The sequence below is a fragment of the Antricoccus suffuscus genome, from assembly GCF_003003235.1.
GTDB lineage: Bacteria > Actinomycetota > Actinomycetes > Mycobacteriales > Antricoccaceae > Antricoccus > Antricoccus suffuscus.
This window is the reverse complement of sequence record NZ_PVUE01000025.1, coordinates 1-14,495: the sequence shown is the minus strand read 5'-3', so window position 1 is coordinate 14,495 and position 14,495 is coordinate 1. Positions and strand designations below refer to the sequence as shown.

Sequence of the window (14,495 nt, the reverse complement as noted above, 5' to 3'; positions counted from 1 at the left end):
ACACGACGGATACGCGCGCGTTCGAAGTGTTCGCGGCCTAAAATTGCTGGGTGACTTCGCCAAATAACCAACGGGGGCCGCGGCACGCGAGTTCGGATCGGCACCCAATTCCGTTACGTCCCGTGCTCGCGGTGGTTGCCGTCGTCGTCGTACTTGTCGTCGTGGCGTTCATCGTGTTCGGCCAGACCGGCGCGGCGTCCAAGAAGTCTGCGAGCACCTCGTCGCCGTCGTCCTCGGTGTCATCATCGGCAAGTCAGTCAAGTACGTCGTCCGCCCCGCCGACCACGAACCCTGATTCGCTGCCCGCGCTGGACTGCGCCGGGCCGTCGTACGTCGTGACCGATGGCGGCGTGAGTGAGACGGCGCTGTTGTCCGACCCGGCGGGGATCGCCGCGACGTACCCCGGTGGGGTGCTCAGCCAGATCCAGGCCGGTTGCCTGGCGAACTCGACCTCCGGTGCAAGCGTGGTCATTGCGTTCGGTCCCTATCCGGACGGCAATGCGGCGTGCGCCGCGCGCCAGACTCTGCCAGGGACGAGCCTCAAGACGCTGAAAGGCAGCGCAACGGACGGACTGAGCAACCTGCTGTGTGTCTGCTCGTATCCTGCCGCCAGCCTGCCCAAATTGTCCGCCGATGCGTCGATCGGGGCGACCAGTGGATGGCAGGTCTACGACCTCGCGCAGTTCCTGGCCGACAAGGGGTACCTGGCCAAAGACGAGGCCAACCGGAGCGAAATGGCCGCGTCGGTCGTCGCCGCGGTGAAGGAGTTCCAGGCGGCGCAAGGAGTGACCGCCGACGGCATTGTCGGTCCAGAGACCTGGGCGAAGGTTACGGCAGCCGCGGGCTGCGGCTAGGTCAGATAGCGGTAGGCGTTGGAGCCCGGTTCTAAAATCTCGATCTCGAACGGCGCGTGCGCGGCGCGTTCGAGGAACGCCGGCAGGCTGTCCGCGTTACCGAGCTCGATTCCGACCAGCGCCGGCCCGAGCTCTCGGTTATTGCGTTTGACGTACTCGAACAACGTGATGTCGTCGTCGGGGCCGAGCACTGCGTCCAATAGCCGCCGCAGCGCGCCGGGCTCTTGGGAGAAGTTGACCAGGAAATAGTGCTTGAGGCCCTTGTGGACAAGCGAGCGTTCGAGGATCTCGCCGTACCGCGAGACGTCGTTGTTGCCGCCGGAGATCACGCAGACGATCGTCTCGCCGGGCCTGATCTCGATCACGTCGAGGGCCGCGATCGACAGGGCTCCCGCGGGCTCGGCGATGATGCCTTCGTTCTGGTAGAGGTCAAGCATGTGGGTGCACACGGCGCCTTCGGGCACGTCGACCATTTCGAAGTCCCCGGCGTACAGCACGTCGAACGGAGCGCTGCCGACCTGACCGACCGAGGCGCCGTCGACGAAGGGGTCCGGGGCCGGCAGCTTGACCGGCATCCCGGACGCCAGCGCTGCCTGCATCGACGGCGCGCCTTCGGGTTCTACCCCGATAAGTCGGGTCGACGCGGCCTGCTCGCGGCACCACACTGTCATCCCTGAGGCCAGCCCGCCGCCGCCGACCGGGATCACGATGGAGTCCGGTGCAGAGTCGAGCTGCTCGAGAATTTCCTTTGCGACGGTGCCTTGCCCGGCCATCGTGCGCGGGTCGTCGAATGGCGCGACCACGGTGGCGCCGGTCTGCGCGGCGTACTCCATCGCGGCCGCGGCCGCCTGGTCGTACGTGTTGCCGACGAACGCCAGCTCGACCTGATCTGCTCCGAGGGCGCGAATCCGGTCTCGCTTCTGCCGCGGCGTATTGCGCGGAAGGTAGATCCGGCCGGAGATCTCAAGCGTGCGGCACGAGTAAGCGACGCCCTGAGCGTGGTTGCCTGCGCTAGCGCAGACCACACCCGCGCGTCGCTCGGCGTCCGTCAACTGCGCCATCACGTTATAAGCGCCGCGCAGTTTGTACGACCGGACGACCTGAAGGTCCTCGCGCTTGAGATAGATCGTCGCGCCGTACGACGCGGACAGCCGGGGGCTGAACTCTAATGGAGTGCGCCGTACGACGGGGGCTATGCGTTCGCTGGCTGCTGCAATATCCGCCGCGCGGATTGGTGGGGCGGTTGGCATGTCGCCAGTTTAGAGGCCGATTCAGACCTCGCGGGGGAGTGTCTTGTCGTTGAAGGCGGTCACCGCGTCCTGATAATAAGTGCCGGTGACGGCCGCGCGTGCGTGCGGCGCGAGGTCCGGTGCCTCAAGAGTGTCGACCTGGCTGAACTGGTCGATGACCATCTTCGACGCGGCGATGGTGATCGGCGACCGGCCGGCGAGCAGCTCGGCGAACTCGAACGTCGTACTCTCCAGCGCCTCGTCTTCGACGAGTTCGGTGAGAAGGCCGATCTTGTCGGCCTTCGCCGCGTCCAGGATCTTCGCCGAGAACAACACGTATTTTGCCCATGCCGGGCCGACGATGCTGGCGAGTCGGCGGGTGGACGGTACGCCGTACACAATGCCGAGCTTGGAGGCGGTGATGCCGAGCTTCGCCGTCGTACTGGCAATCCGGAAGTCGCAAGCGAGGGCGATCTCGCAGCCGCCACCGACACAGTAGCCACGGATCATCGCAATGGTCGGTTTGGTCATTGCCGCGAGCTTGCGTTCCGCGGCATCGACTGCGTTCCGATAGCTGTCGGCGCCTTCCTCGGTGCCCCGCACAGTCTTGAACTCGCTGATGTCGGCGCCCGCGCTGAAATGATCGCCCGCTCCGGTGAATACCAATGCGCTGATGTCCGAGTCGGCCTCGACGCTATCCAGAATCGCCGGGATTGCCTGCCACATACGTAATGCGAGCGCGTTGCGTTTCTCGGCTCGGTTGAGGCTGAGGATCGCAACTCCATTGCGGACCTCGACGGAAAGTTCGCTGATACTGCTATGGATGGTCACTCATGCTCCCTGCTGTGATGGGGACACCAGGTTAACTTCCATGCAGGAGGTCGTACGCGGCGGCGCCCATTACGACCAGGCCGCATGACCTCCCGACCGTCAGAACTCGCGGCCTGAGTCCGTCGCTCTTGTGTGCGATGCCCATAGAATTCTGACGAGGTTCGCTTCTTGTCTATCGCGCCAGGCCGATCCGGCGGATTCTTGACCTGCTGTGCCCTAGTTGCGCCCTAGCGCCATCATGATTGGAAATACGTTGAGGAGTCTCCAAGTCGCGTTTGCCGTACTGGAATGCGTTGCCGAAAACCAGCCGGTTGGGGTATCCCTGATCTCGCGCGAGTTGGAATTGCCGAAGACTACGGTGCAGCGGTCGCTCGAAGCTTTGGCGCGCGAGGGATGGATTCTGCGCAGCGACAACCGGGACTGGATCCTGAGCAGCAAAGTGTTGGGTCTGGCTGCACACATGGACGTTCAGAAACACCTGTCGCGGGTCGCCAAACCGGCGATGAAGAAACTCACCGAGGCGGTTCAGGAGACCGTCCATCTGACTGTCCTTGAGGGATCGGTCGTTGTGTTGATCGAGAAGTCGTCGCCGGCGCGTGCGTTGCGCACGTGGAGTCGGATTGGCGGGACGCAGCCGGCCTATACCGCATCGACCGGCAAAGCGATGCTAGCGCCATTATCTGACGAGGAAATCCGACAGATTGTTGGCACCGAGTTGGCCGCACTTACGCCGCGCACGGTGACCTCGTTCGACAATTTTATGAAGAAGATCAAAGAGACGCGACGGAAGGGCTACGCGATTAATGATCGCGAAGGGAATCCAGATATAACGGCGATCGCGGCCGCCATCGTCGATCGTCTGGGACGCCCGGTAGCGGCTATCAGTATCTCCGCGCCATCGTCGCGTGTGCCGCGATCCAAGTGGGCCGAATACGGGGCCCTTGTCATCGGGGCGGCCAACTCCGTAGTCGTCTGATCTAAGCGCGGTTATTGACATCACCCTACGACCGTTGTTAAATGACGTCCGACGTCAAAACGGAACATGTGTTCCGTAAAACGGAACGGTATGAATCAGGATCGAGCGAGACTCAATTCTGAGTTCAGGTAGTCCAACGCATCTCCCGCCAACACGTGGTTAGCGATTTCTCCCAGTTGAACGAGCAAACACGCAAACCGTCTGTTGACGCGCTATTGGAAGGCACGTGGAATGAACCGTCATTTGAAATTTCTCGCTGCGCCGATTCTGGCTCTGGCGCTGGGTTTGGCGGCCTGCGGTGGAGGGTCGACGACAGATGGAGCGGGCAAAGATCTTGCGGATAAGAGCTCGCCATATCTAGCCGATGCCCAGAAGGAAGGCGCGGTCACCTGGTACACAGCGCACTACGACAGCGAGACCGCCGAGACCGTCAAAAGCCTATTTGAAGAGGCATACCCGAAGATCAAGGTGAGTCTCTATCGCCAAACTGCCCAGCGGATCTACCAGCGATATAGCCAAGAGGAAGATGCGGGACAGCCGTCAGCGGATCTATTAGGAATCACCGAGATGGGAATTGTCGCTGGCCTCGCCAAGGACGGCAAGCTCTTGCCTTTCAAGCCGAGGAAGGACCTCAACCGGATCAGCGCGTACTCGGCGTACGACGACCCCGCCGGCTACTACCACATTGGCGCTGTTGGCAACAACATCATCTCGTACAACACCGACCAGGTGAAGCCCGAAGACGCGCCGAAGAATTGGAGTGATCTGCTCGATCCCAAGTGGAAAGGCAAAATCGCGACCGGTAACCCGGGCGCCAGCGGTTATGTCGGAACTTGGGCAACGCAGATGTACCTGATGTTCGGCGATCAGTACCTGGTCAACCTACAGAAGCAGGACGTACTCGTCGGGCAGTCGGTCACCGATACGATTCCGCGGGTTGCCGGCGGCGAGCGTGCTGTTGGTGTTTCTTCGGATCAGACTGTCGCGCAGGCAATCAAGGACGGTAGCCCGATTGCGATGGTGTATCCGGAGGACGGGGCAGTGATAATGCCGTGTCCCAACGCGATTCCGAAGAGTGCCAAACATCCGGCGGCGGCAAAACTCCTGGCCGAGTTCATCTTGAGCAAGGGAGTGCAAAAGTACCTCGCGGAGAATGCGAGTCTTCTGCCGGTAATCGAGGGCGTCAACCCGCCCAAGAACTTGGATGGCGCCAAGACCGCCGACTACATCCGGCCGGAGTTGCCAGCGCTGGAGTCCACGGTTCCCGTAGTCATCAAACGCTGGCAAGCCCTGTTCGGCGCATGAGCGTGGCCACTTGGGCCACGATGCTGATACGCATGTCGCCCATGTGTGTTCGGGCCGGCGTACCGATGCCGTACACCGATGAGGAGTGTCGCGTATGTCTGTAGGACAGGAGTCGCCGGTACACATAGTGGCGGGCGCGCATCCGGGAGCGGTCGGCGCGCCACCGTCTCCGGGCCGGCCGGGTGAGGTCCGAACCAGGCGCCCCATGATCAGTGAGCGTGTCAAGTGGGGCATTCCGTCGTTCGTGACGTTGGTCGTGCTGTTGCTGGTGGTGGTATTACCACTCGCCTGGATCTTCTTCGACAGCATCAGTGATCCCAAGGGGGATGGCTTCACGTTCAGCAACTTCGTGGACGCCTTCAGCGCCCCGGAGTTCCTAAGGCCGGTCTGGAACTCAATCCGGCTCAGCGGAACGGTCATGATCTTGTGCGTCGTAATCGGCGTGCCGCTCGCATGGCTGGTTGCTCGCACAGACCTGCCTGGCGCGAAGCTGATGCGTTCGGCCGTCTATATCTCCTTTGTGCTTCCGTCCCTGATTACGGCGGTCGCTTGGGTCCTGTTGGCCAGCCCAAACTCGGGGATGCTCAATAAGCTGACCGATTCGCTGTTCGGTGTCAAGCCGTTCAACGTCTTCTCGATGACGTTCCTCGCGCTGCTGATCTCGTTCAGCTTGTTTTCGTATACGTTCATATTCACTGTGTCCAGCTTGGACAATGTCGGTGGAGAGGTTGAGGAAGCCGCGGCGATCATGGGTGCTGGCCGACTGCGAAGGACAATAACGATTGTGCTGCCGCTAGTGTTACCAGCGATCCTCAGTTCGATGATCGTGACCTTTCTGCAGACCATCGCGCTCTACGGAGCGCCCGCGCTGATCGCTGTTCCTGCCGGACAGCAGGTGATCACGACCCAACTGTTCTCGTTCTTCGCGTTCCCGCAACGCCCCGAACTCGCAGCAGCGTACGCACTTCCGCTCGTCATTTTCGCGGCGCTGTTGATCTGGCTTCGGAAACGGATCATGGGGCGCCGCAGCTATGTCACGGTGGGCGGTCGAGGCGGTGCGCCGTACAAAGTAAAGCTCGGCGCGTGGAAATGGCCTGCCGCCGTATTGTCATGGGGATTCTTTGTGATTGCGGTGTTGCTGCCCGCCGGCACGCTCGTATATATGGCGCTATTGCGAAACTGGACCCGGCTCGGTCTCGATCTGAACTTCGACAATTTCAACTGGGTATTCAACAACGGTGCGCAAGCGATCGGAAACTCCCTGGAGTTCGCACTTTGGACGGGGACGCTCTGCATGATCGTCGGTTTTGTCGTGGCGTATCTGTCGGAACGACGAAACAATCTGGTGAACCGTGTCCTCGCGTTCCTCACGACGACGCCGCTAGTAGTGCCGGGCATGATTCTTGCGATCGGAATGCTCGCGGCGTACTCCCGCCCACCAATCCTGATCTATGGCACGGGCGTCATTCTGATCGTCGCGTTCTGGGTCAGGTTCATGCCAATCGCGTTTCAGAACATACAGCCTGCGATTGCGCAGATTAACCCTGAGCTTGAGCAGGCGTCTCGGATTGGCGGCGCTGGGCTGGTCAAGACGATGGCACGTATTACGGTGCCGCTCGCCGGCGGGGCGATGGTCTCGGCGTGGATTTTTACCTTCGTCCTTTCCACTCACGAGATCAGTGCCGCGATGCTGCTGGTGGGTATCGACACGCAGGTGATGCCGACGCTCGTGACCAACCTCTATGAACAGGCCTTGTACGGACGAATCGCGGCGCTCGGAGTAGTAATGGTTGGCATCACGATGATCGCCGTAATTGTGGGCCGGATCCTGGCCAGTGATCGGTTTCTAGGCAAGAGGAGCAAATGATATGGGTTCGGTACTCGAACTGCGAGGGCTCGGTAAGAAGTTCGGCGACGCAACGGCGGTGGAGGATTTTCGGCTTGAGATCGAGGACGGCGAGTTCATTGTGCTGCTGGGCCCGTCCGGATGCGGAAAGACCACCACACTGCGAATGATCGCCGGGTTCGAGCATCCCTCGTCCGGGGAAATCCTCTTGAAGGACAAGGTGATCTCCTCGTCCCGACGCGTCGTCCCTCCGGAGCGACGCAACATGGCGATGATGTTTCAAAGTTACGCGGTGTGGCCGCATATGACAGTGGCTAAAAATCTCAGCTATGGGTTGAAGCTTCGCAAAATGCCGAAGCGGACCATGCAGACGCGGATCGAGGAGTCCTTGGCGCGGGTCAAGCTCGACCACCTTGCCGATCGCTATCCTGGAGAACTCTCAGGCGGACAGCAACAGCGAGTTGCGCTGGCCAGAGCACTGTCAGTGGATCCAACGCTTCTTCTCATGGACGAGCCACTGTCGAACCTCGACGCGAAGCTACGTGAAGAGATGCGTCAGCAGCTGCACGAATTGCATGCAGCGCTTCGTTTTAGCGCGGTATACGTGACTCATGATCAAAGTGAGGCGATGGCCTTAGCTGACCGGATCGTGGTCATGGACCAAGGCGTAATTCAGCAGGTGGGCACGCCGGCCGACCTGTACCTGCGACCGGCGAACGAGTTCGTCGCGGGCTTCATCGGGCGAGCGAACATGCTCCCGGCGACAGTTGTCGGTGACGGTGTGCTCGAGACCGGGTCGAAACGCATCCAATGCGCAAGCGTTTCCGACCTGCCCACCGGTTCGGATGCGTGGGCCGTTGTGCGGCCGATAGGCGTCAGCATTGTCGATGATGGTTCTACTTCTGATGCCGATTTCGAAGGTGTCGTGGAGGATGTCGTCTTTCTCGGTGAGTCCAAAGAGGTGCGGATCCGGTTGAACGGGTTTGAAACCCCGCTGCTGGCCGATATTAGCCCGTATGTCGGTGTACAAAATGGCGACAGCGTCATTTGTAGGCTCAATGGCGCGGTAGCTGTCGAGCGGGTGTCGGAAACCGTTGAGGCCTCGAGTGAGCTCGTCAGCGCGTAGGCGATCTCAACAAGGTGTCAGCCGATCGACGCGTGGACACCAAGCTCATCCCCATCGGCGCTCTCAAGCGCCGCCAACTATTGGAGCGAATCCTCTGTGCAAGCACTCGACCATTTGACGATCCTTGATATGACTCAGGTGATCGCCGGACCGTACTGCACGATGATGCTGGCGGACATGGGCGCGGATGTCATCAAGATCGAGCAACCCAGTACGGCCCCGCGGGCGATGGGATATCCGATGAAGGGCAGCGACGGCGCCGGTTTTCTGGCGGTCAACCGTAATAAGCGAAGCTTTGTAGTGGATCTCAAAGATCACGACGGGCGTGCGGCGCTGTTGGAGCTTGTGGCGCAGGCGGATGTGTTCGTCGAGAACTTCCGCCCTGGAGTCACCGCGAAACTGGGGATCGACTGGCCGACGCTTGCACACGTCAACCCGGAGCTGATTTACGCGAGCATCTCTGGATTTGGCCAGGACGGGCCCTACGCACAGCGCCCCGGCTATGACCTACTCGCACAGGCACTCTCCGGAATCATGAGCGTGACTGGTTCGCCGGATGGACCCCCTGCCAAGGCTGGGCTGCCGATTGGCGACCTGACCGCGGGTCTGGTCTGCTCGCAGGCCATCCTGACGGCGATCATCGCTCGCACTCGAACCAGACGTGGACAATATGTCGAGACTTCATTGCTCGACGCCGCGATTTCGCTGTCTGTATGGGAAAGCGCGGAGCTCTGGGCGACAGATCATGTCCCGGAGGCCTTGGGCAGCGCCCATCGTGCGACTGCGCCCTACCAAGCTGTCAAGGCGAAAGACGGTTACCTGGCCATAGCCGTCAACAACGCGAAGTTCTGGGCGGCATTCTGCCAGGTGATTTCACGACCTGCGCTTTTCGATGACGACCGATTCGCCACGAACCAAAACCGTATGGAGAATTTGCCTGCGCTGATCGTTGAAATAGAACAGGCGCTTAGCGATCGCACTGTCGACGAGTGGATCGACACATTCCTGGTCGCCGACATACCTGCGAGCCCCATCCTCGACTATCGCCAGTCGTTGTCGAATGAGCAAGTGCTTGCTCGCAAGCTCGTTCAGTACGTCGAGCATCCGATCGAGGGGAGCATCCCGGCGCTGGGAATACCCGCGAAGCTTAGCGACACGCCAGGATCGATTCGATTCGCGGCACCGCTACATGGACAGCACACCGTAGAAGTTCTTGGAGAGGTCGGGATGTCGAGCGACGAAATCGATCGCTTGGTAAAGCAGGGAAGTGTCTTTACGCCGGAATCACTCCACAAACGAAACAAAGCTAGTGCGCCGTAACTCTTGATGAATCGAGTTATCAACCACTTAAGCGCCGGGAGGCAAACATGACTGCACACGACAATATCGCCGACACGACGGCCATCCGACTCGAGCGGCCGCGCGCCGGCGTGGCAATGATTGTCATCGACAGCCCGCCTCGCAATCAGCTAGGCAAGGAGGAGAACCGTGCGTTTCTCCGGGTACTGGACGAGGTCGAGGCCGATACGGATTTACGTTGCGTCGTACTCACAGGCACGGACAAGTCGTGGTGTTCCGGGGCAAACTTGAAAGAACAAGAACAGGTCACCTCGCTCGACGACCTCAGCGCGTACGTCGATGCGCCGACCAGCTTGGGCGCGATCATGACCAGGATCGAGCAATCGCGAGTGCCTGTAATCGCGGCGATCAACGGCTTTACCCTCGGTGGCGGGCTCGAACTCGCACTGTGTTGCGACATCCGGATAGCGTCCACCAATGCGCGGTTCGTCTGCGCCGGTGTCAACGTCGGGCTCATACTGAGTTGGTGGCGGCTTCCTCGAGTCATTGGTATGGGCCGCGCAAAGGAGATGCTGCTCAGCGGCAAGATGTACGACGCGGCGAAGGCCGATCACTTCGGACTTGTCAGTTCCCTGCACGAACCGGACGCGTTGGTGCCCGCAGCACTCGATCTCGCTGAGCAGATCGCATCGCGCGCGCCGCTGTCGGTGGAGAACACAAAGGCCTGCGCGACGAGTGCCTTCGACCTGACTGCCAAGGAGGCGGCCACGCTACAACGGGAGAAGTTCCTTGAGATGGCGCAGACCCGCGACCACGCAGAGGCGCTCCGTTCATTCATCGAAAAGCGTCCCGCCATATACGAACGACGATAGGGCGTACTGCGCTCGAGATATCAAGAAAACTCGACGAGGAGACTCAAAATGGACCTTGGGCTAACAGGGCGGCGGGTACTGGTGACAGGTGCCACGGACGGGCTGGGTAAAGCCATCGCTGAGGGCTACATCGACGAAGGTGCGGTGGTTTTCGGCGCTGGGCGCAATCAGCAGAAGGCTATGCCGGAAGGATGCAAGGGGTCGTCGTACGTCGACCTGAGCACAGATGGCGCGCCGGAGCGGCTCGTCGAGTCCGCGGCCGCATCGATGGGAGGCATCGATACGGTCATCGCAGCCGCAGGCGGTGCCGTATCAGGAACGATTGAGTCTGCTTCGGACGATGACTGGGAAATGGCGCTGCAGACAAACCTGATGGCCGTGATGCGACTGTGCCGCGCTGCCGCGGATCCATTGAAGGTCCGGTCAGGACGCATCGTGATATTCGGCGCGGTCTCCGCGGCGGAACCGCGCGCTGATCACGTCGTGTCGAATGTTTGCAAGGCGGGCGTGACGGTGCTCGCGAAGACGCTGAGCCGCGAACTTGCCGGATACGACATATTGACCAACTGCATCGCGCCGGGCCGTATCCGCAGCGGGCAGTTGGATCGCGCATTTCCGGATGAGCAGGCTCGGCGGGCGTTCGCCGCAGACCGGATCCCGCTCGGACGATTCGGTGATGCAAAAGAGGTTGTACCGCTAACGCTGCTACTCGGGTCGGCTCTCAACACCTACGTGACGGGTCAGACGATTGCGGTAGACGGTGGAATGTCGATGAGCTACTGACGGTAGTTTCATTCCGTGCTCTCCACTGCCCAGTTCGGGTTTCTCGTCCTTGCCGGCTTCGGCGCCGGTTTGGCCGGGTCGATCGCCGGGCTGGCGTCACTAGCGAGTTACCCCGCGCTGCTATTGGTGGGAATCCCTCCTGTGCAGGCGAACATCACCAATACCGTTGCCCTGACTGCTAACACCGTCGGTGCCGTACTGGGTTCTCGACCCGAGTTGCGCGGAAAGGCTCGCTCACTGCTGCCGCTGGCTGCGTTGATGCTCGTCGGCGGTGCCGCAGGCGCGGTACTGCTGCTTGCGTTGCCCGGCACGGTCTTCGCTTTCATCGTCCCGTGGCTGGTTGCCGGGGCAAGCGGCGTACTCCTCGCCCGTCCGTACATCCTGAAGCGCCAGGTCGACGGTAACCACCTACGCCGGACCGGTCCGGTTTTCCTGATCGTGGTCCTGCTCGCCGCGATGTACGGCGGCTATTTTGGCGCTGGCGCAGGGGTTTTGGTCCTCGCGATGCTCAGCATGTCGAGCCGGGAGAGTCTGCCGCGGGTTAACGCCGAGAAGAACGTGCTGCTCGGGATTGCGAACTTGACCGCGGCCGTCGGGTTCGCGATCTTCAACCACGTGCACTGGCTCGCCGCTCTCGCGGTCGCGATCGGCGGCGTAGTCGGAAGCTTCATCGGCCCGAAGATCATGCGTCGGCTCCCCGAGCGTCCGACCCGAATCGTCATCGCGATCCTCGGGTTCGCGCTCGCCGCAAAGCTCTTATGGGACACGGTCTAGACGGCTATGGCCTTGCTGTCAGCAGGAAACGATCGCTGCTGATTGCGTCCGAGACTCATCGAAGCGTGTCACACTGATCCTCGTTCGACGTTTCCAAGACCTGACCTCCGGAGGAACCGCTCAGCCCAGATCCTCCGACTTTGGTTGTGGACAACGCAGGCACGTGTCGGACGCTTCTGCTTCGCTAGGTTGAGACCGCGAAGGAGTGAGGAATTTTGTTTGAGCGCGCGCAAATGGATCCCCTAGAACAACGAATGATTGAGATCGGCTTGGTGCTGGCGATCAAACGCGGGCGCCAGCACAGCGGCCTCGTTGATGACCTGGTTGCCGAAGCCGCGGCGGCCAGGTCAAAGGGTGTCTCAGGACCGACCGAGCTCGCGACCGACGTGTTGATGCAAGCACTGCAACAACTGTGGGAGGTCGGTTGGCAGCCGCTCGACTCGATCCATGCGGTACGACGCCAGGCGCCACGACTTGAGCCGCTCGCACTTGCGGCGGTAAGCGAGGAGGCGCGTCGCTCGTCGGCGGCGCTCCGCGCTCCGGATGGCTGGCTCGACCAGTTGGATGAACTCTTTCAACTCGACGAGGACGTCGAGGCGATCGCTCCGGCTCCCGAGCCCGAGGTCGGGCTGTTCGAGATCGAGGTGGAAGACCAGGAAGGGCCCGAGCCCCTTACAACGAAACCCTGGTCCGCGATCGACATGCAATCGGAGGCGGGCCGGACGCTACGCGACGCCTGGCTGGACGTGCTGAGGCTGATCGGCATCCTGTGCTACCAACCAGACATGCCCAAGCTCCTCCCGCCGCCGTCGAAGTGGAGTCGCCGGCATCGGCAGAATGGCGAACGGCAGACGACCGGCGCTCACAACGCGAAGATCCTCGGCCGTATCCGCAACCTTCTCGCCAAGGCCGAGGCGACGCCGTACGCCGCCGAGGCCGAAGCGCTCACGGCGAAGGCGCAGGATCTGATGACGCGTCACTCTATCGACGAGGCGCTGCTGCAGGGCGAGAACGAGAAGATAGCAATTCAGTCCACCCGGATCCACATCGTCGCTCCCTATGCCTCGGCCAAAGTGCAGCTTCTGCACCACATCGGCGAGGCCAACCGGGTCCGCGTTGTCTGGTCCAAAGAGCTCGCGATCGCGACGGTTGTCGGTACGCCGGTCGACGTACGCCAAGTCGAAATGCTCTTTACGTCGTTGCTGGTCCAGGCGACCCACGCGATGCTCGAGGAGGGCGGGTCGCAATCGGGTGGACACGATCGGTCGTCATCGTTCCGTAAGTCGTTCCTGTTGGCCTACGCGGTCCGAATAGGGGAACGGCTCGTCGAAGCGGACGCGCAGGCCACCGCGGCGGAAGCCAAAGCGCACGGCCGCGATTTGGTGCCGATGTTCGCGCGGCAGGCCGAAGCTGTCGAGAGCGAGTTTGATCGGCTGTTTCCGCGGCTGGGCAAGAGCGGGACCTACTCAGTCAATCCGCGTGGCTGGGACGCCGGTCGTCGCGCGGCCGACCGCGCACAGTTCTGAGGGGCCGATAGCGCCGTTTGGGTGATCGTGCGAAAAATAGAGTCTGACCTCTAGACAAGCGTCGATACCTCGGAGTAGAATCGAACGTACGTGCTAGTGAATGAAGTGACTGGCGAATGGAACGAGGTGAGTTGGTCGTGAGCGTGGCCTACCTCCCCGCACCCGACCGCCTCGCCACCGTCCAGCACGCGTTCACTGAGGCCGCGCGGGAGTTGATCGATACCGCCGACCGCGCCAGTTTGTCCGGGCTCGGACCGGCCGGGTTGATGCAGTTCGCCACTAACCTCGAACAAGCCCGTAACGCGTTGGCCGCGGTGGACCACGCGGTCATCGGCGCGCTAGAAGACACCAGTGCCGCGCAGGTAGCGTCGAAACGGACCATCGCGATCCTGCTCGCCGACACACTGCACCTGACGCACACCGACGCGCGGCACCGGGTCGAGGCCGCCGCCAGCCTCGGCCCGCGGGTCACGTTCACCGGCCAGCCGCAGCCACCGATGTGGGAGTACCTCGCGGCGCGGCAACGCGCCGGACGCCTCACCCCGGCCCAAGCCCGCGTGATCACTACCTGCCTGAACCACCTGGCCCACCGGCCCGACGTCTCCGACGCGGACCGCGGCGAGGCAGAAACCATCCTGACCACTCACGCCACCACCCTCGGGCCGAAAGACCTCACCCGGCTCGCGGCCGAGATCATCGACCGGTTGGACCCCGACGGTGACGAACCCCGCGACGAGCAACGCGCCCGGCAACGCGCCGTGCATTTTCACCACAGTGGCGCCGTGACCGGTCAGGTGACCGCCGAACTGCTCGCGAAACTGCGCGCCGTCCTCGACCCGCTCGCCGCGCCCCGACCCGCCGACGCGTCCGGGCGGGACGCCCGCAGTGGTGGGCAGCGCGTGCACGACGCGTTACTCACGGCAGTCAACCGACTCCTCGACACCAACAGCACCAGCAACAGCAGTCACGGCGGCAGCGATGGTGGTAGTGGTGCTGGCACCGGCAACGCTGGCAGCAACGGCAACGGCGGCGGCGATGGTGCTGGCACCGGCAACGCTGGTAGCAACGGCACCG

General features: G+C 61.9%; 13 protein-coding genes. 11 read left to right on the top strand and 2 right to left on the bottom strand.

The genetic code is table 11. The features are described 5' to 3' along the window. Positions 1 to 50: 50 nt before the first annotated feature. Entirely contained in the window at positions 51 to 854 is an 804-nt protein-coding gene (locus CLV47_RS22250; protein ID WP_177557581.1) for a peptidoglycan-binding protein, read from the top strand. Here CLV47_RS22250 and ilvA read toward each other — a convergent pair. Together ilvA and CLV47_RS19980 are read right to left on the bottom strand one after the other, a co-directional pair. Continuing rightward, complete coding sequence (ilvA, locus tag CLV47_RS19985; protein ID WP_106350895.1) at positions 851 to 2,104, bottom strand: threonine ammonia-lyase IlvA; 1,254 nt, start codon at positions 2,102 to 2,104, stop codon at positions 851 to 853. The two genes, CLV47_RS22250 and ilvA, sit on opposite strands and share 4 nt — an antisense overlap. Positions 2,105 to 2,125: 21 nt before the next feature. Continuing rightward, entirely contained in the window at positions 2,126 to 2,914 is a 789-nt protein-coding gene (locus tag CLV47_RS19980; RefSeq protein WP_106350894.1) for an enoyl-CoA hydratase/isomerase family protein, read from the bottom strand. A 253-nt stretch (positions 2,915 to 3,167) separates the two neighbouring features. On the opposite strand from CLV47_RS19980, the gene CLV47_RS19975 reads away from it, so the two are divergent. From CLV47_RS19975 to CLV47_RS19930, 10 genes are all read left to right on the top strand, one after another. Next, entirely contained in the window at positions 3,168 to 3,890 is a 723-nt protein-coding gene (locus CLV47_RS19975) for an IclR family transcriptional regulator (protein WP_170111183.1), read from the top strand. Positions 3,891 to 4,121: 231 nt separating this feature from the next. Continuing rightward, positions 4,122 to 5,195: an ABC transporter substrate-binding protein gene (locus CLV47_RS19970; RefSeq protein ID WP_106350892.1), complete on the top strand. Its 1,074-nt coding sequence runs from the start codon at positions 4,122 to 4,124 to the stop codon at positions 5,193 to 5,195. 94 nt (positions 5,196 to 5,289) lie between these two features. Then, positions 5,290 to 7,062 (top strand): ABC transporter permease, encoded by a 1,773-nt coding sequence (locus CLV47_RS19965; RefSeq protein ID WP_106350891.1) that lies wholly within the window; start codon positions 5,290 to 5,292, stop codon positions 7,060 to 7,062. A gap of 1 nt (position 7,063) precedes the next feature. Further along, on the top strand, positions 7,064 to 8,167 hold the full coding sequence (locus tag CLV47_RS19960; RefSeq protein WP_106350890.1) for an ABC transporter ATP-binding protein: 1,104 nt from the start codon (positions 7,064 to 7,066) through the stop codon (positions 8,165 to 8,167). A gap of 96 nt (positions 8,168 to 8,263) precedes the next feature. Next, complete coding sequence (locus tag CLV47_RS19955) at positions 8,264 to 9,487, top strand: CaiB/BaiF CoA transferase family protein (protein ID WP_106350889.1); 1,224 nt, start codon at positions 8,264 to 8,266, stop codon at positions 9,485 to 9,487. A 47-nt stretch (positions 9,488 to 9,534) separates the two neighbouring features. Continuing rightward, the gene (locus CLV47_RS19950; RefSeq protein WP_106350888.1) at positions 9,535 to 10,338 is read left to right on the top strand and encodes an enoyl-CoA hydratase/isomerase family protein; all 804 of its coding nucleotides are present in this window, start codon (positions 9,535 to 9,537) and stop codon (positions 10,336 to 10,338) included. Positions 10,339 to 10,386: 48 nt separating this feature from the next. After that, positions 10,387 to 11,121 (top strand): SDR family NAD(P)-dependent oxidoreductase, encoded by a 735-nt coding sequence (locus tag CLV47_RS19945; RefSeq protein ID WP_106350887.1) that lies wholly within the window; start codon positions 10,387 to 10,389, stop codon positions 11,119 to 11,121. 15 nt (positions 11,122 to 11,136) lie between these two features. Continuing rightward, entirely contained in the window at positions 11,137 to 11,895 is a 759-nt protein-coding gene (locus tag CLV47_RS19940; protein ID WP_106350886.1) for a sulfite exporter TauE/SafE family protein, read from the top strand. A 254-nt stretch (positions 11,896 to 12,149) separates the two neighbouring features. Further along, positions 12,150 to 13,421, top strand: a complete 1,272-nt coding sequence (locus CLV47_RS19935) for a DUF2786 domain-containing protein (RefSeq protein ID WP_170111182.1) — start codon at positions 12,150 to 12,152, stop codon at positions 13,419 to 13,421. A gap of 137 nt (positions 13,422 to 13,558) precedes the next feature. Then, positions 13,559 to 14,495 (top strand): DUF222 domain-containing protein (locus CLV47_RS19930; protein ID WP_170111181.1); only part of this gene is annotated, 937 nt, incomplete at its 3' end.

Bases quoted from the DNA above. Each gene is read 5' to 3' on its own strand.
- ilvA (WP_106350895.1), bottom strand. From the start codon at position 2,104: ATGCCAACCGCCCCACCAATCCGCGCGGCGGATATTGCAGCAGCCAGC.
- CLV47_RS19970 (WP_106350892.1), top strand. From the start codon at position 4,122: ATGAACCGTCATTTGAAATTTCTCGCTGCGCCGATTCTGGCTCTGGCG.
- CLV47_RS19965 (WP_106350891.1), top strand. From the start codon at position 5,290: ATGTCTGTAGGACAGGAGTCGCCGGTACACATAGTGGCGGGCGCGCAT.
- CLV47_RS19960 (WP_106350890.1), top strand. From the start codon at position 7,064: ATGGGTTCGGTACTCGAACTGCGAGGGCTCGGTAAGAAGTTCGGCGAC.
- CLV47_RS19950 (WP_106350888.1), top strand. From the start codon at position 9,535: ATGACTGCACACGACAATATCGCCGACACGACGGCCATCCGACTCGAG.
- CLV47_RS19945 (WP_106350887.1), top strand. From the start codon at position 10,387: ATGGACCTTGGGCTAACAGGGCGGCGGGTACTGGTGACAGGTGCCACG.
- CLV47_RS19935 (WP_170111182.1), top strand. From the start codon at position 12,150: ATGATTGAGATCGGCTTGGTGCTGGCGATCAAACGCGGGCGCCAGCAC.